Source organism: Micromonospora sp. NPDC005413 (genome assembly GCF_040606435.1).
In the GTDB taxonomy this organism is placed as follows: domain Bacteria; phylum Actinomycetota; class Actinomycetes; order Mycobacteriales; family Micromonosporaceae; genus Micromonospora.
This window is the reverse complement of the sequence record NZ_JBEXEV010000027.1, coordinates 79987-104505: the sequence shown is the minus strand read 5'-3', so window position 1 is coordinate 104505 and position 24519 is coordinate 79987. Positions and strand designations below refer to the sequence as shown.

Annotated in this window: 17 protein-coding genes; 12 read left to right on the top strand and 5 right to left on the bottom strand. The window is 73.3% G+C overall.

What is annotated here, in order from left to right; genetic code table 11:
• Positions 1–321: 321 nt before the first annotated feature.
• Genes mnmA through ABZS37_RS24330 form a run of 4 tightly spaced genes read left to right on the top strand, consistent with a single transcriptional unit; the run spans position 322 to position 3896 of the window.
• Positions 322–1395: a tRNA 2-thiouridine(34) synthase MnmA gene (mnmA, locus tag ABZS37_RS24345; protein ID WP_355172459.1), complete on the top strand. Its 1074-nt coding sequence runs from the start codon at positions 322–324 to the stop codon at positions 1393–1395.
• A 49-nt stretch (positions 1396–1444) separates the two neighbouring features.
• Positions 1445–2449, top strand: coding sequence for a methionine synthase (locus tag ABZS37_RS24340; protein WP_355172457.1), 1005 nt, complete (start codon positions 1445–1447; stop codon positions 2447–2449).
• A gap of 37 nt (positions 2450–2486) precedes the next feature.
• A complete protein-coding gene (locus tag ABZS37_RS24335) occupies positions 2487–2855 on the top strand; it encodes a VOC family protein (protein ID WP_355172455.1) in 369 nt (122 codons plus the stop codon).
• A gap of 30 nt (positions 2856–2885) precedes the next feature.
• A complete protein-coding gene (locus ABZS37_RS24330; RefSeq protein WP_355172453.1) occupies positions 2886–3896 on the top strand; it encodes an ADP-ribosylglycohydrolase family protein in 1011 nt (336 codons plus the stop codon).
• A gap of 38 nt (positions 3897–3934) precedes the next feature.
• On the opposite strand, the gene ABZS37_RS24325 is transcribed toward ABZS37_RS24330, so the two are convergent.
• On the bottom strand, positions 3935–4480 hold the full coding sequence (locus tag ABZS37_RS24325; RefSeq protein ID WP_355172451.1) for a type II toxin-antitoxin system PemK/MazF family toxin: 546 nt from the start codon (positions 4478–4480) through the stop codon (positions 3935–3937).
• 250 nt (positions 4481–4730) lie between these two features.
• Here ABZS37_RS24325 and ligA point away from each other — a divergent pair, with 250 nt between their 5' ends.
• From ligA to ABZS37_RS24295, 6 genes are all read left to right on the top strand, one after another.
• The gene (gene ligA / locus ABZS37_RS24320; RefSeq protein WP_355172449.1) at positions 4731–6866 is read left to right on the top strand and encodes an NAD-dependent DNA ligase LigA; all 2136 of its coding nucleotides are present in this window, start codon (positions 4731–4733) and stop codon (positions 6864–6866) included.
• A gap of 155 nt (positions 6867–7021) precedes the next feature.
• Positions 7022–9679 carry an EAL domain-containing protein gene (locus tag ABZS37_RS24315; protein ID WP_355172447.1) on the top strand — a complete coding sequence of 886 codons (2658 nt, stop codon included), beginning with the start codon at positions 7022–7024 and terminating at the stop codon, positions 9677–9679.
• A 145-nt stretch (positions 9680–9824) separates the two neighbouring features.
• Complete coding sequence (gene gatC / locus ABZS37_RS24310; protein ID WP_354997065.1) at positions 9825–10130, top strand: Asp-tRNA(Asn)/Glu-tRNA(Gln) amidotransferase subunit GatC; 306 nt, start codon at positions 9825–9827, stop codon at positions 10128–10130.
• Between the two features lie 76 nt (positions 10131–10206).
• Entirely contained in the window at positions 10207–11682 is a 1476-nt protein-coding gene (gene gatA / locus ABZS37_RS24305) for an Asp-tRNA(Asn)/Glu-tRNA(Gln) amidotransferase subunit GatA (RefSeq protein WP_355172445.1), read from the top strand.
• Between the two features lie 13 nt (positions 11683–11695).
• On the top strand, positions 11696–13195 hold the full coding sequence (gene gatB / locus ABZS37_RS24300; RefSeq protein WP_355172443.1) for an Asp-tRNA(Asn)/Glu-tRNA(Gln) amidotransferase subunit GatB: 1500 nt from the start codon (positions 11696–11698) through the stop codon (positions 13193–13195).
• Between the two features lie 120 nt (positions 13196–13315).
• Entirely contained in the window at positions 13316–15673 is a 2358-nt protein-coding gene (locus ABZS37_RS24295) for a pyruvate dehydrogenase (RefSeq protein ID WP_355172441.1), read from the top strand.
• A 27-nt stretch (positions 15674–15700) separates the two neighbouring features.
• On the opposite strand, the gene ABZS37_RS24290 is transcribed toward ABZS37_RS24295, so the two are convergent.
• From ABZS37_RS24290 to ABZS37_RS24280, 3 genes are all read right to left on the bottom strand, one after another.
• Positions 15701–17269, bottom strand: coding sequence for a metallophosphoesterase (locus tag ABZS37_RS24290; protein ID WP_355172439.1), 1569 nt, complete (start codon positions 17267–17269; stop codon positions 15701–15703).
• Between the two features lie 61 nt (positions 17270–17330).
• Entirely contained in the window at positions 17331–18503 is a 1173-nt protein-coding gene (locus ABZS37_RS24285) for a PQQ-dependent sugar dehydrogenase (RefSeq protein WP_355172437.1), read from the bottom strand.
• A gap of 82 nt (positions 18504–18585) precedes the next feature.
• Entirely contained in the window at positions 18586–20403 is a 1818-nt protein-coding gene (locus ABZS37_RS24280; protein WP_355172435.1) for a SpoIIE family protein phosphatase, read from the bottom strand.
• Positions 20404–20589: 186 nt separating this feature from the next.
• On the opposite strand from ABZS37_RS24280, the gene ABZS37_RS24275 reads away from it, so the two are divergent.
• On the top strand, positions 20590–21516 hold the full coding sequence (locus ABZS37_RS24275) for a 2-hydroxyacid dehydrogenase (protein ID WP_355172433.1): 927 nt from the start codon (positions 20590–20592) through the stop codon (positions 21514–21516).
• Here the strand turns inward: ABZS37_RS24275 and ABZS37_RS24270 are convergent.
• Positions 21510–21902, bottom strand: a complete 393-nt coding sequence (locus tag ABZS37_RS24270; RefSeq protein WP_355172431.1) for a PH domain-containing protein — start codon at positions 21900–21902, stop codon at positions 21510–21512. The two genes, ABZS37_RS24275 and ABZS37_RS24270, sit on opposite strands and share 7 nt — an antisense overlap.
• Positions 21903–22120: 218 nt before the next feature.
• Between ABZS37_RS24270 and ABZS37_RS24265 the strand changes: the two genes are divergently transcribed.
• Positions 22121–24508, top strand: coding sequence for an EAL domain-containing protein (locus ABZS37_RS24265; protein ID WP_355172429.1), 2388 nt, complete (start codon positions 22121–22123; stop codon positions 24506–24508).
• Positions 24509–24519 lie beyond the last annotated feature (11 nt).

Here is a 24519-nt window from a genome sequence, read left to right as displayed (position 1 = left end):
GCGCCCGCGCCCGCGCCCCCGCCCCAGTGCCCCGTGCCCCGTGCCCCGTGCCCCGTGCCCCCGCGCCCCCGCGCCCCGCGCCCCGTTGATCTAGGGCAAATCGTCGTGGGCTGATCTTCAATCACGACGATCTGCCCTAGATCGACGAGAGGGGGAGGGCGGGGGGGAGGGAGGGGGAGGGCGGCGGGCGGCGCGGGCGGGGCGGGAGGGCGGCGAAGGGGAGGAGGGGGGAGGGGTGGGGTGGGGTGGGGGTGGGACCTGGGCTGTGGGGTGGGGTTTTCGGGGGCGTGGATAGGGTGGTGGAGAAGGGGGCGTGGGCTGGTGAGGGTTTTGGCGGCTATGTCGGGCGGGGTTGACTCGGCCGTGGCGGCGGCGCGGGCGGTGGCGGCTGGGCACGACGTGACTGGCGTGCACCTGGCGCTGGCCCGCAATCCACAGACCTATCGGACCGGGGCGCGCGGCTGCTGCACGCTGGAGGACTCCCGGGACGCCCGACGGGCCGCCGACGTGATCGGCATCCCCTTCTACGTCTGGGACATGGCCGACCGGTTCCACGAGGACGTGGTGGACGACTTCGTCGCCGAGTACGCCGCAGGTCGTACCCCGAATCCCTGCCTGCGCTGCAACGAGAAGATCAAGTTCGCGGCGGTGCTGGACCGGGCGGTGGCCCTGGGCTTCGACGCCGTGGTGACGGGCCATCACGCCCGGCTCGGCCCGGACGGGCTGCTGCGGCGCAGCGTCGACGTGGCCAAGGACCAGTCGTACGTGCTGGCCGTGCTGACCCGCGAGCAGCTGGACCGGTCGATCTTCCCGCTGGGCGACTCGACCAAGGCGCAGGTCCGCGCGGAGGCCGCCGAGCGTGGCCTGGCGGTGGCCGACAAGCCGGACTCACACGACATCTGCTTCATCGCCGACGGTGACACTCGCGGCTTCCTGGCCGGCCGGCTCGGCGAGGCGCCCGGCGACGTGGTGGACGCGAGCACCGGCGCGGTGGTCGGCAGTCACAGCGGGGCGTACGCGTACACGGTGGGGCAGCGTCGCGGGCTGCACCTGGACCGGCCCGCCCCGGACGGCCGGCCGCGCTACGTGCTGTCCATCACGCCGAAGACCAACACGGTGACCGTCGGCCCCGCCGAGGCGCTGGAGGTGTCCGAGGTTCGTGCCGCTCGTCCGGTCTGGACCGGCGGCCCAGTTCCGGACTTGCCGGTCGAGTGCGAGGTGCAGCTGCGCGCGCACGGTGCCGTGGTGCCGGCGACCGTCGCCCTCGACGGCGATCTGCTGCACGCCGAGCTGCGTCAGCCGGTGCGCGGTGTCGCCGCCGGTCAGGCTGTGGTGGCGTACCGGCCGGACCCGGCCGGCGACGTGGTCCTCGGCTCCGCGACCATCACCGGCTGACCGCGCGGTCGCCGCACTGCCGGCGCGTACCCCGGGATAGCCTTCGGCCGTGACAGATCAGGCGTGGCCCTGGCCGGCCGGCGCGGCAACCGGAATTGGTTCGCTGCCCGGCACCGACATCGCCGAGGCCCAGCGGGTGGTCCTCGGTGAGCTTCCCGAGCTGCCGCACCTGCCCGAGTTGCCGGCGCGCGGCCCTGGCGCCGACCTGATCGGTCGCAGCGCCGGGCTGCTGGTCGAGCTGCCCGTCGAGCTGTACGTCGGGCGGTGGCGGGTCGCCCCGCGCCCGGGCCGCGACCTGCGCCGGGCCCGCGACCTGATGGAACGCGACCTGGACCAGCTCGCCGAGCAGGCCGAGGAGTACGCCGGGCCGATCAAGGTGCAGGCCGCTGGCCCGCTCACGCTGGCAGCCTCCCTGGAGTTGCCGATCGGTGGCCGCCTGTTGCGCGATCCCGGCGCGGTCCGCGATCTGACCGGCTCCCTCGCCGAAGGGCTGCGCGCGCACGTCGCGGCGGTCGCCCGCCGGCTGCCCCAGGCGTCGGTGCTGCTCCAGTTGGACGAACCGTCACTGCCGACCGTGCTGGCCGGACGGGTGCCGACCGAGAGCGGGCTGGGCGCGTACCGGGCGGTCGATCCGGTGGACGCGGCGGCGCTGCTGCGCACGGTCGTCGAGGCGGTCGGCGTGCCGACGGTGGTGCACTGCTGCGCCCCGGACGTGCCGCTGGAGCTGATCCGCTCCACCGGCGCGGTCGCGGTCGCCCTCGACCTGGACCTCGTCACCGAGCTGGACCCGCTGGGCGAGGCGATCGACGCCGGCCTCGGGTTGCTGGCCGGGGCCGCGCCGACCCGGCCTCCGTCGGCCGGTGGCGCGCCGACCTCCGCGCAGATCGCCGACCGGGTACGCCAGCTCTGGGACCGTCTCGGCTTTCCCCGCCGGCAGCTCGCCGAGCAGGTGGTGGTCACCCCGGCCTGCGGTCTTGCCGGCGCCACCCCGCAGTACGCGCGGGCGGTGCTCGCCGCCTGCCGGGACGCCGGTCGGCGGTTCGCCGAGGACTGAGGGTTTCCTGTCGTACCCGGTGGGCAGGATGACGGTCATGATTGGACAGCTACGTTCAGTGGTGATCGACTGCCCCGATCCACGTGCGCTGGCGGCGTTCTACTCCGAGCTGCTCGGCGTGCCTCTCGTCGAGGGTGACCCCGACGACGACGAGTGGGTGGTGCTGGGCGGCCCGCCCGGGCACCAGCCGCGCGTCGCCTTCCAGCGGGCGCTCAACCTGCGGCCCCCGGCCTGGCCGGATCCGGAGCGCCCGCAGCAGTTCCACCTCGACGTGACGGTGGACGACATCGAGACCGCCGAGAGTGCGGCGCTCAAGCTCGGCGCGCGACGGCTGCCCGGTGAGGGCGAGGGTTTCCGGGTCTACGCGGACCCGGCTGGCCACCCGTTCTGCCTCTGCTGGGACTGAGCCTGGTGTGGGTTGCGGCGGCCGGGCATCATGGCCGCCGTGATCCACACCCTTGCGCTGCGCGCCTCCGGCTCGCTCTTCGGCCTCGCCTACGGTGATGCGCTGGGCAAGCCGACCGAGTTCCTGACCGTCGCCGAGATCGAGCACCGGTACGGCCCGACCGGCCCGCGTGAGCTGTCCGGCGAGCCGGCACTGGTCACCGACGACACCCAGATGGGGCTGGCGGTGGGCTGGGCTCTGCACGAGGCGCCGTCGCTCACCCCGGAAGCGGTGGAGCCGCTGCTGCGGCGGCGCTTCCTGGCCTGGGCGGTCAGCCCCGACAACAACCGTGCCCCGGGGATGACCTGTCTGCGCGCCTGCGCCGAGCTGAGCCGTGGGCTGCGGTGGCAGGAGGCGACCGTGGTCGGGTCGAAGGGGTGCGGGGCCAACATGCGGGTCACCCCGGTGGGGTTGCTCGACGTGGACCTGGACACGCTGGCCGGGTTGGCCCAGTTGCAGGCCGGGTTGACCCATGGCCACCCGACCGGGCTGGCGGCCAGCGAGCTCACCGCGTACGCGGTCTTCGCGCTGCGTGGGGGCGCCACGCTGGCTGAGCTTCCCGCGGTTCTCACCGAGCGGGCGCTGGCCCAGCGCCTGGAATACCGGGAGCAGTGGCTGGGTGACCTCTGGCAGCGTGCCGAGGCCCGCACCCCGGAGGCGTTCATCGCCCGGGGCTGGGACGAGTGCCTGGCGGTGCTGGGCCGACTGACGAACGCTCTGCGGCAACCGGACGACGGCGTTGACCCGTGCCGGGCCACCGGGGAGGGCTGGGTGGCCGAGGAGGCGCTGGCCACCGCGTTGCTCTGCGCCGTACGACATGCCGACGACCCGGTCGCGGCGCTCGCCCGGGGCGCGACCACCGCCGGCGACTCCGACTCGATCGCCGCCCTGGCGGGCGCGTTCGTGGGCGCGGCCGTCGGAATGGCTGCCTGGCCATCCAGTTGGGCCGACCGCATCGAGTACGCCGACCAGCTCGCCACGCTCGGCGCCGCCTGGGACTGACCCTCCGGGGCCCGGCCCGGGAAGGTCCCCGAGTGCGGTCAGTGGGTAGGCAGGTGACGCAGGCTGCGGACCTTCCGCCACAGGTCGGCGTCGCAGCGGCCGGCGTGGTCGGCGAAGGCGGCCGACCTGATGTGGATCGGCTCGGTCAGGCTGAGGTAGCTGTCGTGCTCCGCGTCGGGATCCCAGTCCCGGGTGGGAATCCGCACGTGGTCGTCCCGGTCGCTCTTGTCCTGGCTGGTGATCTTCAGGACGTCCGCGCCCCGGGAGTCCACGCGCAGCACCAGACACGGCCGGACCTTCGACCCGCTGCCGTCGGCGTACGGCACGTCGGCCCACCAGATCTCGCCCGGCGCCGGGGTGCCCGCCACCCGGTCGGTGTCGCGCGGTCGGGGCTTCGCGGACGGTCGGTCGGCCCCACGTGGCCGTGGCGGGGCGGGACGACGACCACCGGTGCGGGTGGTGGCACGCCGACCCGGTCGGGTGCCCGAGCCTCGGGTGGTCACCCGGTGCCGCCAACTGTTCCACGCCCAGCCGGCGGCCACCGCCAGCAGGATCGCCCCCGCCCAGAGCAGCGCCTCGGCCATCGGTACCTCCGCCTCTCGGCGGCCCACCGGCCGCATCGTCCAGCGATCCTCGCACGCCACGTCCCAGGCCGCCGTTCATGCCACCACCCACACACCGGGTCGGTCAGGGCTGTGAGCACTCCTCAGCGCGCCATGTGCCGGCGGGGGAGGTGGCTCCCGGCGCGGGTGGGCGACGGATTGTCCCACCGGACCGATACCGTGCCGGAGTAGCGTGATCAGGGAGGTCGCAGGCGTGTCCGAAGGTGGCGGGGTGTCCGAGGAGCAGATCGGTCAGCAGGTCAGCCCAGCTCAGGAAGCGGCGGCCGGTGCCGAGCCGACGCCGCAGGCGCGGGAGCGGCACGCCACGCTCAGCCGTGAGCTGACCGAGCATCAATACCGTTACTACGTGCTGGACGCGCCGACCGTCGCCGACGCCGAGTTCGACAAGCAGTTGCGCGAGCTGGAGGCACTGGAGGGGGAGTTTCCGGCACTGCGGACGCCGGATTCGCCGACCCAGCGGGTGGGCGGCACGTTCTCCACCGACTTCACCCCGGTCACCCATGCCGAGCGCATGCTCTCGCTCGACAACGCCTTCGCCGACGAGGAGTTGGCGGCCTGGGCCGAGCGGGTCGAGCGGGACGCCGGTGGCCCGGTGCCCTACCTGTGCGAGCTGAAGGTCGACGGGCTGGCGATCAACCTGACCTACGAGAGCGGCCGGCTGGTCCGGGCGGCCACCCGGGGTGACGGCCGCACCGGTGAGGACGTCACCGCCAACGTGCGCAGCATCCGGGACCTGCCCGGCCAGCTCGCCCCGTCCGCCGAATTCCCGGACATCCCCGAGCTGCTGGAGGTCCGGGGCGAGATCTACTTCCCGATCGCCGCGTTCGCCGACCTCAACGCGGGTCTGGTGGAGCAGGGCAAGGCGCCGTTCGCCAACCCCCGCAACGCCGCCGCGGGCAGCCTGCGGCAGAAGGACCCACGGGTCACCGCCTCCCGGCCGCTGCGCCTGGTGGTGCACGGCATCGGTGCCCGCCGTGGGTTCCAGCCCACGGCCCAGTCCGAGTCGTACGCCGCGCTCAGGTCGTGGGGGTTGCCGACCAGCGACCGGTGGCGGGTCGTCCCGGATCTGGCCGGCGTGGCGGAATACATCGCCTACTACGCCGAGCACCGGCACGACGTCGAGCACGAGATCGACGGGGTGGTGGTCAAGGTCGACCCGGTCTCCATCCAGGGCCGGCTCGGGTCGACCAGTCGCGCCCCGCGCTGGGCGATCGCCTTCAAGTACCCGCCGGAGGAGGTCACCACCAAGCTGCTCGACATCGAGGTCGGTGTCGGGCGCACCGGCCGGGTCACCCCGTTCGCGGTGCTGGAGCCGGTGCACGTGGCGGGCTCGACGGTCGCCCAGGCCACGCTGCACAACGCCCGCGAGGTGGAGCGTAAGGGCGTGCTGATCGGCGACACGGTGGTGGTGCGCAAGGCCGGTGATGTGATCCCCGAGGTGCTCGGCCCGGTGGTCGACCTGCGCCCCGCCGATGCCCGTCCGTTCGTGATGCCCACCACGTGCCCGTCCTGCGGCACCCCGCTCGCCCCTGCCAAGGAGAGCGACGTCGACATCCGCTGCCCCAACACCCACAGCTGCCCGGCGCAGCTTCGGGAGCGGGTGTTCCACCTTGCCGGCCGGGGCGCGTTCGACATCGAGGTGCTCGGCTACAAGGGCGCGGGGGCGCTGCTGGACGCGCAGATCATCACCGACGAGGGCGATCTCTTTCAGCTCGACGCCGAGCAGCTGTCCCGGTCCCCGTTCTTCGTCAACAAGGACGGCACCCTGGGCAGCAACGCCGTCAAGTTGCTGGACAATCTGGCGGTCGCCCGGGAGCGCGAACTGTGGCGGGTGCTGGTGGCACTCTCCATCCGGCACGTCGGCCCCACCGCGGCCCGGGCGCTCGCCCGGCACTTCCGGTCGATGGACGCCATCGACGCGGCCACGGAGGAGGAGCTGTCCTCGGTCGACGGGGTCGGGCCGACCATCGCGGCCAGCCTCCGCGAGTGGTTCGCGGTGGACTGGCACCGTGCGGTCGTCCGCAAGTGGGCCGAGGCCGGCGTCCGGATGGCAGAGGACGAGATCGACGAGGGGCCGCGCCCCTTGCAGGGGATGACCCTGGTGGTCACCGGCACGCTCGCCGGCTTCTCGCGGGACCAGGCCGCCGAGGCCGTGGAGACCCGGGGCGGCAAGGTCAGCGGGTCGGTCTCCAAGAAGACGAGCTTCGTGATCGTGGGGGACAACCCCGGGTCCAAGGCCGACAAGGCGGTCAGCCTCAAGGTGCCGGTGCTCGACGAGGCCGGGTTCCGGCTGCTACTGGAGGCGGGTCCGGACGCCGCACGGGAGGTCGCCCAGCTGGGTGGCTGACCCCGCTGGCGGCTCGACGCGGCGACTGGCCGCGTATACCAACTTAATTACGACTACGACCGATTCGTGACTGTCATACCGGGAAACCAGGGGCCGAGGGCGTTTCATTGGGTCACGGCGCGCACCGGCACGCCGACGGTCGGTCGGGAGGTGTGGTGGAGGTCGCCGACCCACGCAACTCGCTCCCCCCGGGACGGGTGGCACCGTTCGCCACGTTCGTCGTCGGCATCCTGGTGGTCGCGGCGCTGACTGCCGCCGTTCCACTCGCGACGCTCACTGGCGAGGTGTCCCGGCTGCCGGTGGCGTTCTGGACGATGGCCGCGCTGGCCGTGGTCTGCGACGCCCGCCCGTTCGTCCCGCCGGGGCGCCGGCAGACCTCCGCGGTGTTCCCGTCCACCTGCTTCACCTTCGCGATCCTGCTCGGCTGGGGCCTCGGCCCGGCGGTGGTGGTGCAGGCGGTGGGGGTGCTCGTCTCGGGTTGGCGGATGCGGCACGCGGTGTGGCGGACGGCGTTCAACGTCGGCCAGTACGCGTGCGCCCTCGCCGCCGCGTACGGGGTCATCCAGCTCGGGCCCGGCACCATCTTCTCCGGCGGCCAGTTGCACTGGACCGACGTGGCTGCCGTCGGAGGGGCCACGCTGGCCTGGTTCGTCGTCAACTACGGGCTGGTCAGCTGGGCGGTGCGGCTGCGCTTCGGTGACCGGTGGTGGCCCACCCTCCGCCAGGGCCTCGGCTTCGAGCTGCTCTCCACCGGTTCACTGCTGCTCCTCGCCCCGGTGCTGGTCGCCGCTGCGCGTGTCAGCGCGGCGCTGATTCCGCTGGTGCTGGTGCCGCTCTTCGCCGTCTACCGGATGGCCCGGCTGACCGTCGAACAGCAGCACCTCGCCGCCGCCGACCCGCTGACCGGTCTGCCCAACCGCAAGGCCCTGCTGGCCGAGGTGGCGGAGCAGGTGCACCTGCATGCCGAGCGGACGGCCCGCGGCGAACCCGACGGGCAGCTGGCGCTGCTGCTGATCGACCTGGACCGTTTCAAGAACGTCAACGACGCCCTGGGGCACGCCGTGGGCGACCGGCTGCTGGTCGAGGTCAGCGCCCGACTCACCGACGTGCGGCCCCGACCGCAGATGATCGCCCGGCTCGGCGGCGACGAGTTCGCCATCGTGATGACCGGGCTGACCGACGTCGCTCAGGCGCGTGAGTTGGCCGACCGGGTGGTCCAGGCGCTGGCCGAGCCGGTGCCACTGGACGGGTTGCCGCTGGATGTGGGCGGGTCGATCGGGATCGCCCTCTTCCCCGAGCACGGCGAGGACTTCGCCACCCTGATGCGCCACGCCGACGTGGCGATGTACGACGCCAAGCACCGCAACGACACGGTGGCCGTCTACGCCCCCGAGTCCGACCACAACTCCGCCGAGCGACTCGGCCTCCTCGCCGATCTGCGCCGGGTGCTGGAGTCCAGCCCGTCGGCCGACGGGCTGTTCGACGCCGAGCCGCTGGGTCAGGGGCACGTCGAGGGTGCCGCCGAGCAGGCCGACGGGCACGGCCGGGACGGCGTGCCGGGTGAGGTGGCCGGCCCGGAGCGGGTGGTCGACGTACCCCTCGCCGCGACAGCGGAGGTGCGCGGCGGTGACGGGGCGGCGCTGCCCACCGGAGGCCCGGCCGAGGCCGCGCCACACGCGGAGCCGGTGCCGGCGATCGCCACGGCGCCGCCAGCCGGCGGCCGGTGGTGGGGGCGCCGTCGGCGGACCGACGCCGAGCTGGCGCACGCCGATGAGCTGATCAACCGGATCGCCACCGGAGCCGACCCGATCCGGGGCCGCAACGCCCGAGCCACGGTCACCGGCACCCGCCCGGGCCCGGCCCGGGAGCGACGCGCCGGGGCCGGGAACGGTCGGCGGTCGCCGAACGGGAGCGCGGTGCCCGCGATGGGCAACGGCGGCAACGGGCCGCGGCGTGACGTCGGGCCGGGCATCCGGGCGCAACCGCTCGAAGCGACCGGCTGGGCGCACGCCGACGGTGAGCCGGCCGGCGACGCCGGAGAGATCACCATGTATTACCAGCCGCAGATCGCCATCGCGACCGGCGAGGTGGTCGGCGTCGAGGCCCTGCTGCGCTGGCGACACCCACGGCGGGGCATGGTCGACCCGGAGGAACTCATCCGGGTCGCCGAGCAGAGCGCGGTGATGCGGCTGCTCACCCGTCGTGTGGTCGACGACGTGGTGGAGCAACTCGCCAAGTGGTCGGCGGCCGGCATCGGCCTGCGCGCGGCGCTCAACGTGAGCGTGCGCGACCTGCACACCGGCGAGATCGCCGACCAGATCGCCGACCGGCTGGCCCGCTACCAGGTGCCGGCCGAGCGGCTGCAACTGGAGATCACCGAAGGCGCCCTGATGGCCGACCCGCGCCGGGTGCTGGCCACCATCTCCCGGCTGCACCGGATCGGGGTGGCCATCGCGCTGGACGACTTCGGCACCGGCTATTCCTCCCTGCAGCACCTACGCCGGTTGCCGCTGTCCGAGGTGAAGGTGGACCGATCGTTCGTGCTCGGCATGGCCGAGGACGCCGACGACGCGGCGATCGTCCGGTCGATGATCGAGCTGGCCGGCGCGCTGGGGCTGCGGGTGGTCGCCGAGGGCGTGGAGGACGAGCGGACCTGGCGGATGCTGCACGCCGCCGGCTGCGACGCCGCGCAGGGCTGGTTCTACGCCCGACCGATGCCCGCCGAGGAGCTGGTCACCTGGCTGGCCCGGTACCGGCCGGTCCGCCCGACCGGCGGCCCGGAGCCGGACGGCGGCCGTCGTCCCACCCGCTGACCCGGCGCACGGGCCGGCGGAGGGGGAGTCGGGGACGCGGCACCGGAGCGGAACAATAGACTCGCTCCGGTCACCGCGCGTCACACTCCACCCGTCGCGCGGCCGGCACACCGCCCGACCAGCAGGACATCAGAAGGGGGCACGGATGGCCGCCATCTCCCGCGAGGAGGTCGCGCACCTGGCGCGCCTGTCGCGGCTCGCCGTCACCGAGGAGGAGCTGGACACGTTCGCCGGCCAGCTCGACGTGATCCTCCAGGCGGTCGCCCAGGTCGGCGAGGTCGCCGCCGCGGACATCCCGCCGACCTCGCACTCGGTGCCGCTGACCAACATCCTGCGGGAGGACGTCGTCACGCCGTGCCTGACCCCGCAGGAGGTGCTGTCGGGCGCACCGGACGCCGAGGACCAGCGGTTCCGCGTACCGCGGATCCTGAGCGAGGATGTGGCCTCATGAGCGAGCGCCAGCGAGCGAATCAGCAGTGCAGCGCGGTGGTGCCTCATGGCGTCACGGAGCGAAGCGGAGTGACGGCATGAGCGATCTCATCAGAATGACCGCGACGGAGATCGCGGCCCTGGTCGCCGGGGGCGAGACCTCCGCCGTCGAGGTGACCCGGGCCCACCTGGACCGGATCGCCGCGGTCGACGACCAGGTGCACGCCTTCCTGCACGTCGACAGCGACGGCGCGCTCGCCGCGGCCCGCGCGGTGGACGAGCGCCGGGCCGCCGGCGAGGAGCTGGGCCCGCTGGCCGGTGTTCCGGTCGCGGTCAAGGACGTGCTCGCCACGCGGGGCGTACCGACCACCGTGGGGTCGAAGATCCTGGAGGGCTGGCGCCCGCCGTACGATGCGACGATCGTGCAGCGGCTGCGCGAAGCCGGCACGGTGATGCTCGGCAAGACCAACATGGATGAGTTCGCGATGGGCTCCTCCACCGAATACTCGGCGTACGGCCCGACGCACAACCCGTGGGACCTGAGCCGGATCCCGGGTGGCTCGGGTGGTGGCAGCGCGGCCGCGCTGGCCGCGTACGAGGCGCCGTTGGCGATCGGCTCGGACACCGGCGGCTCGATCCGCCAGCCCGGCGCGGTCACCGGCACCGTGGGTGCGAAGCCCACCTACGGCGGCACCTCCCGCTACGGGCTGGTCGCCTTCTCCTCGTCGCTGGACACTCCCGGCCCGTGCGCCCGTACCGTGCTCGACGCGGCCCTGCTGCACCAGGTGATCGGCGGGCACGACCCGCGTGACTCCACCTCGATCCCGCAGCCGGTGCCGGACGTGGTGGCGGCGGCGAAGCTCGGCGCGACCGGCGACCTGACCGGTGTGCGGCTCGGCATCGTGAGCGAGTTCGTCGGCGAGGGTGCCGAGCCGGGCGTGATGGCCGCGTTCCGCGAGTCGGTGGACGCCCTCGCGAAGATGGGTGCGGAGATCGTCGAGGTGTCCTGCCCGACGTTCGCGTACGCGTTGCCGGCGTACTACCTGATCGCGCCGAGCGAGTGCTCCTCCAACCTGGCCCGGTTCGACGGCGTCCGGTTCGGCCTGCGGGTCGGCGACGACGGCAACCGGTCGCTGGAGGAGGTCATGTCGCTGACCCGGGAGGCCGGCTTCGGCCCGGAGGTCAAGCGCCGCATCATGATCGGCACGTACGCGCTGTCGTCGGGTTACTACGACGCGTACTACGGGCAGGCGCAGAAGGTTCGTACGCTGATCACCCGGGACTTCACCGCCGCGTTCGAGCGGGTCGACGCGCTGATCTCGCCGACCACCCCGACCGTGGCGTTCCCGATGGGGGCGCGCACCTCGGACCCGTACCAGATGTACCTGGCCGACCTGTTCACCATCCCGACCAACCTGTACGGCGGGCCGGGCATCTCGGTGCCCTGCGGCCTCTCCGAGGGGCTGCCCGTCGGCCTGCAGGTGATGGCCCCGACGATGGCCGACGACCGGATGTACCGGGTCGCCGCCGCGCTGGAGTCCGCGGTCGGCACGTTCACCCCACCGGCACTGTGAGGCAGGAGCCCAGATGACGACGACGCTGCCCGCGTACGACGAGGTCGTCGCGCGCTACGAACCGGTGATCGGCCTGGAGACCCACGTCGAGCTGGGCACGAACACCAAGATGTTCTGTGGTTGCCCGACCGACTTCGGTGGCGAGCCGAACACCCGGGTCTGCCCGGTGTGCCTGGGCCTGCCCGGCTCGCTGCCGGTGGCCAACAAGGCCGCCATCGAGGCGATCATCCGGATCGGCCTGGCACTGAACTGCTCGATCGCCGAGTGGTGCCGGTTCGCCCGGAAGAACTACTTCTACCCGGACATGCCGAAGAACTTCCAGATCAGCCAGTACGACGAGCCGATCTGCGTCGACGGTTACCTGGACGTCGAGGTCAACGGCGAGACGGTGCGGATCGAGATCGAGCGGGTGCACCTCGAGGAGGACACCGGCAAGACGCTGCACGTCGGTGGTGCCACCGGTCGCATCCAGGGCGCGACCGAGTCGCTGGTCGACTACAACCGGGCCGGCATTCCGCTGGTCGAGATCGTCACCAAGCCCATTCCGGGCACCGGTGCGCTGGCGCCCGACGTGGCCAAGGCGTACGTCACCGAGCTGCGGGACGTGATCCGCACCCTCGGCGTCTCGGACGTGCGGATGGAGGAGGGTTCGCTGCGCTGCGACGTGAACACCTCGCTCAACCTGCCGGGGCAGGAGTGGGGCACCCGCACCGAGACCAAGAACGTCAACTCGCTGCGCTCGGTGGAGCGGGCGGTCCGCTCGGAGATGCTGCGGCAGGCGTCGGTGCTCGACGCGGGCGGCCGGATCATCCAGGAGACCCGGCACTTCCACGAGGACAGCGGTGACACCACCTCGGGCCGCTCGAAGGAGACCGCCACCGACTACCGGTACTTCCCGGAGCCGGATCTGGTGCCGATCGCCCCGGACCCGGCCTGGGTCGCCGAGCTGAAGGCCGCCCTACCGGAGCTGCCCCGGGTGCACCGGCGTCGGCTCCAGCAGCAGTGGGGGCTCTCCGACCTGGACATGCAGTCGGTGCTGAACGCCGGCGCGGTCGAGCTGATCGAGGCCACCGTGGCGGCCGGCACCACCCCGGCGGCGGCCCGCAAGTGGTGGCTCGGTGAGCTGTCCCGCCGGGCCAACGAGAGCGGCGTGGAGCTGGCCGATATCGGTGCCACCCCCGCCCAGGTCGCCGAGCTGCAGGGCCTGGTCGACGCAGGCTCGCTCAACGACAAGATGGCTCGTACGGTGCTGGAGGGCGTGGTCGACGGTGAGGGCTCACCCACCGAGATCATGACCAACCGGGGCCTGGAGGTCGTGTCGGACACCGGCGCGCTCACCGCCGCCGTGGACGAGGCGATCGCCGCGAACCCCGGCATCGCCGACAAGATCCGCAGCGGCAAGGTCGCCGCGGTCGGTGCGCTGGTCGGCGCGGTCATGAAGACCACCCGCGGCCAGGCTGACGCGTCGACTCTCCGCGCGCTGATCCTGGAGCGCCTCGGCGTCCAGGGCTGAGACCCACCCGGAGCAGGCCGTCGCCGTGAACCGGCGGCGGCCTGCCACCCCGGTCGCGTACGCGGCCACCCCGCGTCCCCCTCGCGAAGGCGTCAACGGTGACGCCCGGATGGAGCCACCGTGAACCACGACGACCTCGATGTGCTCGACGGGATCCAGCGGCGGGTGCTCTGGCTCGCCACCCGGATCGTGGACGCCGCCAACCACGACCGAGCCACCGGCGACGGGGTCAAGGTCGGTGGGCACCAGGCGTCCAGCGCCTCCCTGGTCACGGCGATGACCGCGCTCTGGTTCGCGCACCTGGACGCCGAGGACCGGGTCGCGGTGAAGCCGCACGCCTCCCCGGTGTTCCACGCCATCCAGTACCTGCTCGGCAACCTGGACCGTTCCTACCTGCCCCGGCTGCGGGCCCGTGGCGGCCTTCAGTCCTACCCGTCGCGCACCAAGGACCCCGACGAGGTGGACTTCTCCACCGGCTCGGTGGGTCTCGGCGCGGCGGCTCCGCTCTTCGCCGCCGCCACCCGGCGCTACGTCGACGCCCACTTCGGCGCCCGGCCGCACTCCCGGTTCGTGGCGCTGATCGGTGACGCCGAGCTGGACGAGGGCAACATCTGGGAGGCGGTGGCCGACCCGGCGACCACCGGCCTGGGCAACGTCATGTGGCTGGTCGACTTCAACCGGCAGTCGCTGGACCGGGTGGTGCCCGGCATCCGGATCAACCAGTGGCGCGGTCAGTTCGAGGCGGCCGGCTGGCACGTCGTGGAGGTCAAGTACGGCCGTCGGCTCGCCGAGGCGTACGCGCGGCCGGGCGGCGAGGCGTTGCGCGACTGGATCGACGCGATGCCCAACGAGCAGTACCAGTCGCTGTTCGGGCTGACCGGCCCGGCGCTGCGCAAGCAGTTCCTGGACGGCGCGCCGGCCGGCATCACCGAGCTGATCGCCGACGTCGCCGACGACGAGCTGGGCCCACTCGTCACCGACCTGGGCGGGCACGACCTGTCGGCGATGCTCGACGCGTACGCCCAGTGCGACGCGGTCACCGACCGGCCCAGCGTCGTCTTCGCGTACACCGTCAAGGGGTGGGGTCTGCCCATCGCCGGCAACCCGCGCAACCATTCCGCGCTGCTCAGCTCGGAGCAGGTCGACACGTTGCGCGCCGCGCAGGGGCTGACCCGCGAAACCGAGTGGGACCGCCTCGACCCGGCGTCACCGGCCGGCATCCGGGCCGGCGCCCGCCGCGAGGCGCTGTCCCGCGCGCCCCGCGAGCGCGCGCTGGGGGTCACCGTTCCGGAGAGCACAGGAGTACGCGCAACCAAGCCGATCTCCACGCAGGAGGTCTTCGGTCGGGTGCTGGTGGACCTGGCTCGGGACCGGGAAGTGGGCCCCTACCTGGTGACCACCGCCCCGGACGTGGCCACCTCCACCAACCTGGCCGGGTTCATCAACAAGACCGGCGTGTTCGCGCCGACCGAGCAGCGTTCCTGGACCGAGGACCGGATGCTGCGCTGGACCGAGAGCCCCGCTGGGCAGCACATCGAGCTGGGCATCTCGGAGATGAACCTCTTCCTGCTGCTCGGCCAGCTCGGCCTTTCGTGGGACCTGTCCGGGCAGCCCCTGCTGCCGGTGGGCACGGTCTACGACCCGTTCGTGCTGCGGGGCCTGGACGCGTTCCTGTACGGCACGTACTCCGGTTCCCGGTTCGTGGTGGCCGGCACCCCGTCGGGCATCACCCTGGCCCCGGAGGGCGGCGCCCACCAGTCCACCATCACCGCCTCGGTCGGCCTGGAGCTGCCCGGCGTGACGTTCGTCGAGCCTGCGTACGCCGGCAGCCTGGACTGGCTGCTCTGCGACGCGCTCGGGCAGATCGCCGGTGGGTCGGCACCGGCCGCGACCGCCGCGCCCGCCGAGGACGGGGCGTACTACTTCCGGTTGAGCACCCGACCGCTGGACCAGGCGCCGTTCGAGGCGGCCCGGGCCCGGCTCGGTGACGCGGTGCTGCGCCGGCAGGTGGTCGCCGGGGCGTACCGGCTGGTCGACGCGCATCAGGCATACCCGCACCTGGCGGACGCCCCGGTGGTGCAACTGGCCGCCTCCGGCGCGGTGCTGCCCGAGGTGCTGACCGCCGCGGCGGAGCTGGCCGAAGAGGGGATCGCCGCGCACGTGGTGGACGTGACCTCGCTGGACCGGCTCTACCGGGCCTGGCAGCGCACCCTGCGTCAGGGCGTGCGGACCGCCACGGTGCCGAGCGTTCCGGGTGCCCTGCGGTCCGCGTTCGCCGACCGGGTGCCGGTGGTGACCGTGCACGACGCCGCGTCGCACGCGATGGCCTGGCTCGGTTCGGCGCTCGGCGCACCGGCGGTGCCGCTGGGGGTCGACGAGTTCGGCCAGTCCGGCACCGTCGCCGAGCTGTACGAGTTGCACGACCTGCTGCCCGGCAGCATCGTCAACGCCGCCCTGGCCGCCCTCGCTCTGCGCTGACCCCGACGCTGCCGCCCCGGCCCGCGCTCACCGGGTCGGGGTGGGGGTGGGGGTGGGCGTGGGGGTGGCTACGGATGGGGCTTCCACCACGTGCCGTTCCAGGTTGACCTGGGCCTGCCCGGTGCCGCCGACGGTGATGTCGTCGTACGCCTGGAGCATCTTCTGCTGGTCGAAGTAGAGCACGCTCATCGACAGCGGGGTCGGTTTCTCACCCTCCAGGCCGCGCAGCCCGGCGCCGCCGGTGGAGCCCTCCACCATCAGCGTGGTGGGCTGCTGCCCGGGTGCCTGGGGCAGCTTGGAGACCTGCCGAGCGTGGGTGTGCCCGGCCAGCACCAGCGGGCACGTGCCGGCGAGTGGCCCGGCGGACGCCGGGTCGTGCACCAGCGCGATGTTCACCGGCTGCGGTGAGCGGCGCACCGTGGTGGCGAGTTGCTCGCCGGCCCCGATCACCTGGTCGGCCACCTGCTGGGTCAGCCCGCTGCCGGCCGGGGAGGTGTTCTTGTCCGGCGTGAAGCGCGGGTCGCCGATGCCGGCGATGGTCAGCCCGGCGACCGTGGTCGTCGAGTTGTTCAGCACGATCGCGTTCGGTTGGCGGGCCACCGCGGCGCCGGTCCGGCCCGAGTCGTGGTTGCCCCGGATGAAGACGTACGGCTTCTTCAGCAGGCCGATCGAGCCGACGAAGGACGCCTCCGGCTCGCTGCCCCAGTCGGTGATGTCGCCGGTGTCGATCACCACGTCGATGCCGAACTGCTCCACCACCGTCCGGATCAGCTGCCAGCCGGTCGGGTTGAGGTGCATGTCGGAGACGTGCAGGACCCGGGTGGTGCCCGGTGCCGGCTCGTACACCGGGAGCGCCGAGACCGTGGTGTAGAGCTGGCTGACGTTGCCGACCAGACGTTGCAACTGCTCGGCGTACTTGGTGTAGTCGTTGGCGATCCGGCGGGCGTCACCGACGATGGCCGGCGCGTTGACCAGCAGCCCCTCGTAGCGTGGTTCCTCGATCGCCTGGGGACGCAGGGTGGCCGCCGCCGTGCCGAGGCTGCCGGCGGTGATCAGCAGCGCCAGCCCTCCCGCCCAGGCGGTCCGTCGGACGTTCCGGAAGATCAGGCCGGCCAGGATCAGGGTGACCAGCACCGACGCCCCGAGGGTCCGCAGGCCGAGTCGCATCACCCCGGAGCGGACGTCCTCCACGGCGCTCTGGCTGGCCCGGCTGATGCTGGCCGGGTCGTCGAGCAGCGCCTCCGTGCGCCCCTGGTCGAGTGCGCCCAGCCGCACGGTGAGGTGGGTCGGCCCGTCGTGGCTGTCGAGTTGCAGCGCGCCGAGCGGCGGTATGTCGACCGTCGTGCCGCCGTCACGGGCGGGGGAGATGCTGAGGTTGGCCCGGAACGGCCCGATGTCGGTGTCCACCTGGCCGCCGGCCAGCACCCCGAGCACCGCCCCGGTCAGGGCCACGGCGAGGACGGCGACGATCAGCCCGATGCGGCGCAGGGGGCCGGGCCCGACCCGCGAGCCCGTCGGGCGTGGCCGATCACCGCCGGTCACGGGGTCGTCCCGGTCACCGGCGGCGTCGTGCTCCTCGTCGCGCTGCCCGTCCATGCTGAAATTCTGACCTGCCCGTCGGAAGATCTTGGTAAACCCGAACGGATGGTGATGAAGGTCAGCTGCGACCGCCGTCGCCGCCCGCGAAGACCACCCGCAGGAGTCGATCGTCCTCAGCCGCCGGGTTGCCCCGCCCGTCGTGGTTGGAGGTGCTCACCCAGAGCGACCCGTCCGGTGCCGCGGCCACCGCGCGCAGTCGGCCGTACCGGTTGGTGAGCAGCTCACTGGGCTGACCCAGCAGCGTACCGGTGTCGGTCAGCTCCATCACCCAGAGGCGCTTGCCGCGCAGGCAGCCGGTGACCAGCAGCCGGTCCGTGGCTGCCAGACCGGAGCAGGACGCGTCGGAGGTCCCCCACTGCGTGATCGGGTCGGTGTACCGCTTGTCGCCGGCCCGCCCCTCGACCTCCGGCCAGCCGTAGTTGCCGCCCTTGGTGATCTGGTTGATCTCGTCCCACGTGTTCTGGCCGAACTCGACGGCGTACATCCGCTTGGCGGCGTCCCAGGTGAAGCCCTGGACGTTGCGGTGGCCCTGTGACCAGACCGGAGAACCGGGGTACGGATTGCCCGCGGCGGGCTTGCCGTCCGGGGTGATCCGCAGGATCTTGCCGCCGAGGCTCTTCACGTCCTGGGAGAGGGGGCGCTGACCGGCGTCACCCGTGCTGACGTAGAGCTGCCCGTCCGGGCCGAAACCCAGCCCGCCACCGTTGTGCACACTGGCCTTGGGGATGCCGGTGAGGATCGGGGTGGGCTGCCCGCCGAGTTGCAGCCGGGCGACCCGGTTGTCCTGCTCGGCGGTGTAGTAGACGAAGACCGTGCGGTCCTTGGCGTAACTGGGGGAGACGGCGATGCCGAGCAGGCCGCCCTCGCCCGCCGCCGCCACGTCGGGGATCGTCTGCACCGCGCGGACCCGCAGCCCGTCCGGCCCGGACTCGGGGCCGACCTGGAGAATCCGGCCGTTGTCCCGTTCGGTGACCAGCGCGCCGCCGTCCGGCAGGAAGGCGATGGCCCAGGGCACCCGCAGACCCTTGGCGAGCACGGTCGCCACCGCCTGCTGGCCGGCGCCGCCGGGGCTCGCCGAGGCGGACGGGGTGGGCAGGTTGGGCGGCTCACCGGCCGGGTCGGGCTCCGGTTCGCCGAAGCTGCAACCCGCGGTGAACAGCAGCGCCGCGCAGAACGCCGCGAGGGCCACCCGGAGGCGGTGGATGCGAGGGTACGGGGGACGGGCTCTCACCCGGCCCAGGGTAGCCCGCCGTACGGCCCGCCCGGGCCCGTCGGGATCCGACGGGTGGCGGTTGTCCCGGCGGGTGGACCGCTCACCGTGCCCGTACGGCCAGCAACGCGGTGTCGTCCTCGCGGTGGCGGATCGACGCGAGCAGCAGGTCGCACAGCTCGTCGAGGGGCAGCGTGTGGGTGCCGGTCAGCCGGCCCACCAGCTCGGCCAACCCGTCGTCGATGGATCGGTCTCGCCGTTCGATCAACCCGTCGGTGTAGAGCAGCAGGGTGTCGCCGGTGGCCAGGTGGGTCGACTGGCTGGTCCGCGTTGACGGTCGGGCCAGGCCGAGCAGCGGCTCCGGCGTCGCCTCAAGGGCCTCGACCGCCCCGCCGGAGCGGACCACCAGGGCCGGTGGGTGCCCGGCGTTGGACCAGGTCACCTCGTGGACACCGGCGTTCTGCGGGCAGATCCGGACCAGCGTCGCGGTGGCTGCGATCGGCAGCCGCAGGCCCTGGATCGCGCCATCCAGGTTGCTCATCAGCTCCCCGACCGTGTCCGGCCTGCCGAAGGCGTTGCCCCGCACCAGGTTGCGCAGCTGGCCCATGGTCGCCGCCGCCTCGATGTCGTGCCCGGCCACGTCCCCGATAGCCGCGATCACGTCGCCGTCGGGCTGCACGAAGGCGTCGTACCAGTCACCGCCCACCTCCACCCGGTCGGCCGCCGGCTGGTAGCGGGCCGCGAGCTCCAGCTCGCCGACGACCGGCAGCCGCGGCAGCATGCTGTGTTGCAGGACCTCGGCGACGTGCCGCTGCTCGCCGTACATCGAGCTGTTGCCGATGGCCTGGCCGGCCCGGCGGCCGATGTCGACCGCGGTGAGCAGGTCACGGTCGTCGAACTGCTGACGCTCGGAGCCGTTGACGAGGGTGATCGCGCCCAGCACGGTGCCCCCGACGCCGCGCAACGGCACGCTCAGGTAGGAGGCGATGCCCAGGCGGCCGGCGATCAACGCCATCTCCGGGTTCGTGGTGCCCCTCGTCACGTCGGCCAGGGACGCCACGCTGCCGAGCCGGGGCTGGCCGGTCCGGAGCACCGCCCGGATCATCGACTCTGGGCTCAGCCCGGTGCTCAGCAGCGCACCGAAGCGGTCGACGTCCGCCGCCCGGGCCGGGTCGTGGTGCACCGAGACCACCTCGCGGGGCAGGCCGGTCGGCCCGATCAGGGTAAGCAGACACCAGTCGGCGAGCAGCGGCACCATGGTGGCGGCGAGCCGGCGCAGCGCGGTGCCCACGTCCAGTGTGCCGGCCAGCGTCTCGCTCACCCCGGCCAGCAGCTCCAGCCGCTCGTGCGCCTGCACGACCCGCCGCCGTGCCTCCTGCGCCCCGTCGAGCGCGATCCGCAGTCGCAGCTCCGACGAGCAGGCGGCGGCCAGGTCGGCCAGTGTCCGCAGCTGCGCGGCGGTCCAGGCGCGGGGCTTGCTGTCGATGGCGCAGAGCGAGCCGAGCACCCGGCCGGACAGGTCGGTCAGCGGCATCCCGGCGTACGCGACCACGCCGAGGTCCTCGATGGCCAGGTTGTCCCGGACGCGGGGGTAGAGCCGGGCGTCCGGCAGCACCATGGGCACCTCGATGTCGACCACGTGCTGGCAGAACGAGTGGCTCAGCGGGGTCTGCCGCCGCTCCGACCAGGGCTCCGGCAACCCGAACGCGCCCGGAAAGAACTGCCGGTCCGCGGAGACCAGGGAGACCAGCGCGACCGGAACGTCCAGCAGGTCGCTGACCAGCCGGGCGAACCTGTCGAACGCCTCGTCCGGGGTGGCGTCCAGCCCGGTGTCGGCGAGCGCGCGCAACCGCGCCGGGTCGCCGAGCGCCGGAGGGGGCGCGATCGGCCGCCAGGCGGTGGCGGGGGAGCCGTCGGTCATCGAGCACCTGTCTGCTGGGGCGGAGGCCGACCTACCCTCCGACCCTTCGTTATACCTCGTCCAGGCCCGGATCGAACATCGGTGTGCCGAGTCTCGCCCGCCCCGGCCCCGCGCGCCATCCCCCGGGACGCCAGTTGGCCGCGGTGCCCGCACCGGCCCCCGCGTCGGGGACTATCGTCGGCGGACGTGAAGGTATGGATCCCACACCAGGCCGGCCTGAACCTCATGGGCGAGCTGCCCCCGGACGTGACGGTGGAGGTCGTCGAGCACGCCGACCGGCTGCCCTCGGAGGTGGCCGACGTCCGCGTCTGGGTGCCACCGTTCCTGGGCGGCACGGACGCGACCGCGTTGCTCCGTGAGCTGCCCGACCTGGCCGTGGTGCAGCTGCTCTCCGCCGGGGCGGACACCTGGGCCGGCCGGACGCCGCCGGGTGTCACGCTCTGCGACGCGCGGGGCGTGCACGACCCGTCCACCGCCGAGTGGGTCGTCACCGCGATCCTTGCCCAGCTGCGGGCGTTCCCGGCGTTCGTCCGGGCGCAGGCCGAGCGGCGCTGGGCGTACGAGGGGAACACCCCGACCGACGAGCTGACCGGCAAGCGGGTGCTCATCATCGGCGCCGGTGCGATCGGCACCGCGGTGCGCGACCGGCTCGCCCCCTTCGAGGTGAGTTTCACCCTGGTCGCGAGGACGGCCCGCCCCGAGCAGGGGGTGCACGGCGTCGAGGAGCTGCCCCGGCTGCTGCCCGAGGCCGACGTGGTGGTGGTGCTGGTGCCACTCACCGACCAGACCCGTGGCCTGATCGACAAGGAGTTCCTGGCCGCGATGCCGGACGGGGCGCTGCTGGTCAACGCCGCCCGGGGGCCGGTGGCCCACACCGAAGCGCTCGTCGCCGAGCTGGGCACCGGTCGGATCTCGGCGGCGTTGGACGTCACCGACCCCGAGCCGCTGCCCGCCGACTCTTCGCTCTGGGCGATGTCGAACGTGCTGCTCACTCCGCACGTGGCCGGGTCGGTGCGGGGCTTGTTGCCGCGGGCCTACCGACTGGTCGGTGATCAGGTTCGCCGGTTCGCCGCCGGGCAGCCGCTGATCAACACGGTGGTCGACGGCTACTGACCCGGCGTTTCCGCCGAGGGTTGGGGCAGCGTCTGGCCGGTGGCCGAGATCAGGTGGGGCAGGTCCGCGCCGCGGACGGCCGGCAGGACCACCTGCTGGCCGTCGTCGAGCCGGGCGACCGCCCGTCCGCGCTGGTCGGTGGCCAGCTCAAGCACCTGGTCCCAGTCGATCCGGCGTTGCCCTGCCAAAGCCCGTACGCGCAGCTCACGCGCGTCGGCGTCGGTGCCGGCCCGCCAGGCCCACACTGCGACGGCGAGCGGAACGAGCAGCACCGGCAGCAGGTAGGCCCGGGCGTTGGCCAGCGGCAGGGCACCGATGAAGGCGATGACCGCGGCGACCAGGATGGCTTGGTTGTACCGGAAGCGGACCGTGTCGGGCTTACTCACCCTCCGATGATCCCACCCCCGGCCGGTCCGGCACGCGGCGGGCGGTGCCAGCACGGTGCGGTACGCCGTACAGTGACACGGGTCATTGTCTCCCCTGGGTGACCGACACGTAACCAATTCGGCCGCCGATCGTTGCCAGTTGTTGGGCAGCGGACCCGCAACGTCCGTTGTCCCGCACCGTCGTACCGCCCCAGTGCCCCCTCACGAAGGCGACCGCCGTGCTCCTCGCGTACCCGTTCCGCGTCCTCGTCCCCCGCCGGGCGGCACCGGAGGCCGCCACGTCCACGGCGGTGGCGCTGCTCCTCCTCGCCGGTGCCGCCAACCTGGTCCCGGCCCCGGTGGTGATCGCGCTGGCCGCTGGTGCCGGCGCCACGCTCGCCGGGGTGCGGCTCTCCCGGCTGGCCACCCGGCGCTCCACCGATCCGTCACCGCGTTCGGCGGGTGTGCTTCTCGACGCGGCGGTGGTGACGGCCGGTCTCACCGCCGTCGTGCTGCCCCTGGCCGACATCGGGCACCGCACCGCCGTGCTGGTCGGGTCGCTGGTCGTGGCTGCCCTCTCCGTGGCGGGGCTGCGCCGGCTCCCCGGTCGGACGAGGCCTTCGGCCGGCTTCCGACTGCACCGGTTGGTCGAGTCGACCGGCCCGGCCGTCGGTCTGGCCCTCGCCGGCTGGTTGCTGCTGCCCCGCGACGGTCTGCCGGTGCCGGCCCGGTTGGTCGCCGCGTTGGCGCTCGGCGGGCTGGGCATGGCCGCGCTCAACGCGTTCACCGGGCCGGGGCGACGCTCGGGCGCCGTGGTCTGCCGGGGCGGCGTCCTGCTCACCCTGGGCGGTCTGGCGCTGTTGGCCACGCTTCCGTCCGCGCCAGCCGGGCGGGTGGCCCTGCTGGCCGTACCCCCGTTGGTGTTCGGGATGCTGCTTGTCGCGGTCGGTGCGGCCGACGCGGCGGACGTGGGTGACGCGGAGCCGGCGGAGCTGATCGTTGCGGCCTGGCCCCGGTCGGTGCTCCCCGCGGCGGTGCTGCTGCTGGCGGCGGGTCTGCACCTGGGTGCCGGCCGCGCACCGGATCGGACGAGTGTGTTGTTGGCCCTGGCGGCGGTGCCGCCGTTTGTGCTGCGCGAGCTGCTGCGGGCGGGTGACGCGTCCATCCCCGAACGGCCTGCCGCACACCGCCGACGCGCCGGCCGGGCGGTCCGGCACCGCCGTGCGGCGCAACCACGCTGGCAGGGCACGTCAGAGCATCCACCCGGGCCGCCCGAGCACGGCCATCCCGGCCCCGCTGGAGATCCGGGTGGTCCGGCCACCCCGGACGGTGTCGGGTCGACCTGGTCGCCCGATGGCGATGCCGCCTGGTCGGCACTCAACCGCCGAGGAGGGGGTCCGGGCGACCGGGCGGCCCTGCTGGACGCCCTCGCCGCGATCGGCGACGTGCCGGCGCCGACCGGCGCGCTGCTGCTGGTGGATCTGCACGGCACCGACGGGTTCGGCCCGACGGCCCGGGAGGACGTGCTGGCCGAGGCGGTACACCGGGTCCGTGCGGTCATCGCCCCCGGCGACCTGGTCACCGGGTGCACGGGTGCCGGCTTCGCCGTGGTCACCGCCGCCGGACCGGTGCTGGCGTACGCGCTGGGCACCCGGCTGTTGACCGCGCTCAGTCCGCCCTACCGGCTGGCCGGCTCGGTGCTGCGCGTGCAGGCGAGCATCGGGCTGGCCGAGGTGAGTGGTGCCGGGCCGGCGGACGTGCTTCGTCAGGCCGAGCTGGCTCGACGGCGGGCCGTGCAGCTGGGCCGGGACCGGGTCGAGTGGTACGACGCGTTCCTGGAGGAGCAGCTGGTTCGCCGGCTCGACCTGGAACGCGAGCTGCCCGGTGCGGTGGCGCGTGGCGAGTTGGATCTCGTGTACCAGCCGGTGCTCGACCTGGCCGACGGGCAGCCGGTGGGCGCGGAGGCGCTGCTGCGCTGGCGCAGCCCGGTGCTCGGCACGGTGCTCCCGGCCGAGCTGCTGCCGGTCGCCGAGGACCTGGACCTGGTCGGCGAGTTGGAGTGGTGGGTACTGGATCGGGCCTGCCGGCAGCTGTCCAACTGGTCGGTGAGCGTCCGGGAGCTGTGGATGGCGGTCAACGTCACGACCCGGGAGCTGACCACCCCCGACTTCGTGCAGCGCACGTCGGCTGTGCTGGCTGCCTACGGGGTGCCGCCGGAGCGGCTGGTGGTGGAGGTGAGCGAGCCGAGGATCGCCGGTGACCTGCCGACCGTGGTGGCCCGGTTGGCCGGGCTGCGGTCGCTGGGCGTACGCACCGCGTTGGACGACTTCCGGGCCGAGCACGCCTCGCTGGCCCAACTCCGTCGGCTGCCGATCGATCTGCTGAAGGTGGGCCCCGAGTTGGTGGGCGCACGGCCGGACGGGCAGCCACCGCTGATCGACGTGGTGGTCAACGTCGGCGAGCGGCTGGGCGTGGAGATCGTCGCCGAGGAGCTGGAGTCGTCGACCCAGGTCGAGGGGGCGCGTCGGGGCGGCTGCCGGTACGGGCAGGGCTTCGCGCTGGCCCGTCCGGCGACAGCCGAGCGGGTCGAGGCGTACTTCGAGGAGTTTCCGTCGACGTCCCGCTGAATTGGTGAACC

What these genes read in the sequence shown, in the direction of transcription:
- ABZS37_RS24290 (WP_355172439.1), bottom strand. Translation starts at nt 17,269, where the DNA reads ATGGACGGGCAGCGCGACGAGGAGCACGACGCCGCCGGTGACCGGGAC.
- ABZS37_RS24335 (WP_355172455.1), top strand. Translation starts at nt 2,487, where the DNA reads ATGATTGGACAGCTACGTTCAGTGGTGATCGACTGCCCCGATCCACGT.
- ABZS37_RS24330 (WP_355172453.1), top strand. Translation starts at nt 2,886, where the DNA reads ATGGCCGCCGTGATCCACACCCTTGCGCTGCGCGCCTCCGGCTCGCTC.
- ABZS37_RS24325 (WP_355172451.1), bottom strand. Translation starts at nt 4,480, where the DNA reads ATGGCCGAGGCGCTGCTCTGGGCGGGGGCGATCCTGCTGGCGGTGGCC.
- gatB (WP_355172443.1), top strand. Translation starts at nt 11,696, where the DNA reads ATGACGACGACGCTGCCCGCGTACGACGAGGTCGTCGCGCGCTACGAA.
- ABZS37_RS24280 (WP_355172435.1), bottom strand. Translation starts at nt 20,403, where the DNA reads ATGACCGACGGCTCCCCCGCCACCGCCTGGCGGCCGATCGCGCCCCCT.
- gatA (WP_355172445.1), top strand. Translation starts at nt 10,207, where the DNA reads ATGAGCGATCTCATCAGAATGACCGCGACGGAGATCGCGGCCCTGGTC.
- gatC (WP_354997065.1), top strand. Translation starts at nt 9,825, where the DNA reads ATGGCCGCCATCTCCCGCGAGGAGGTCGCGCACCTGGCGCGCCTGTCG.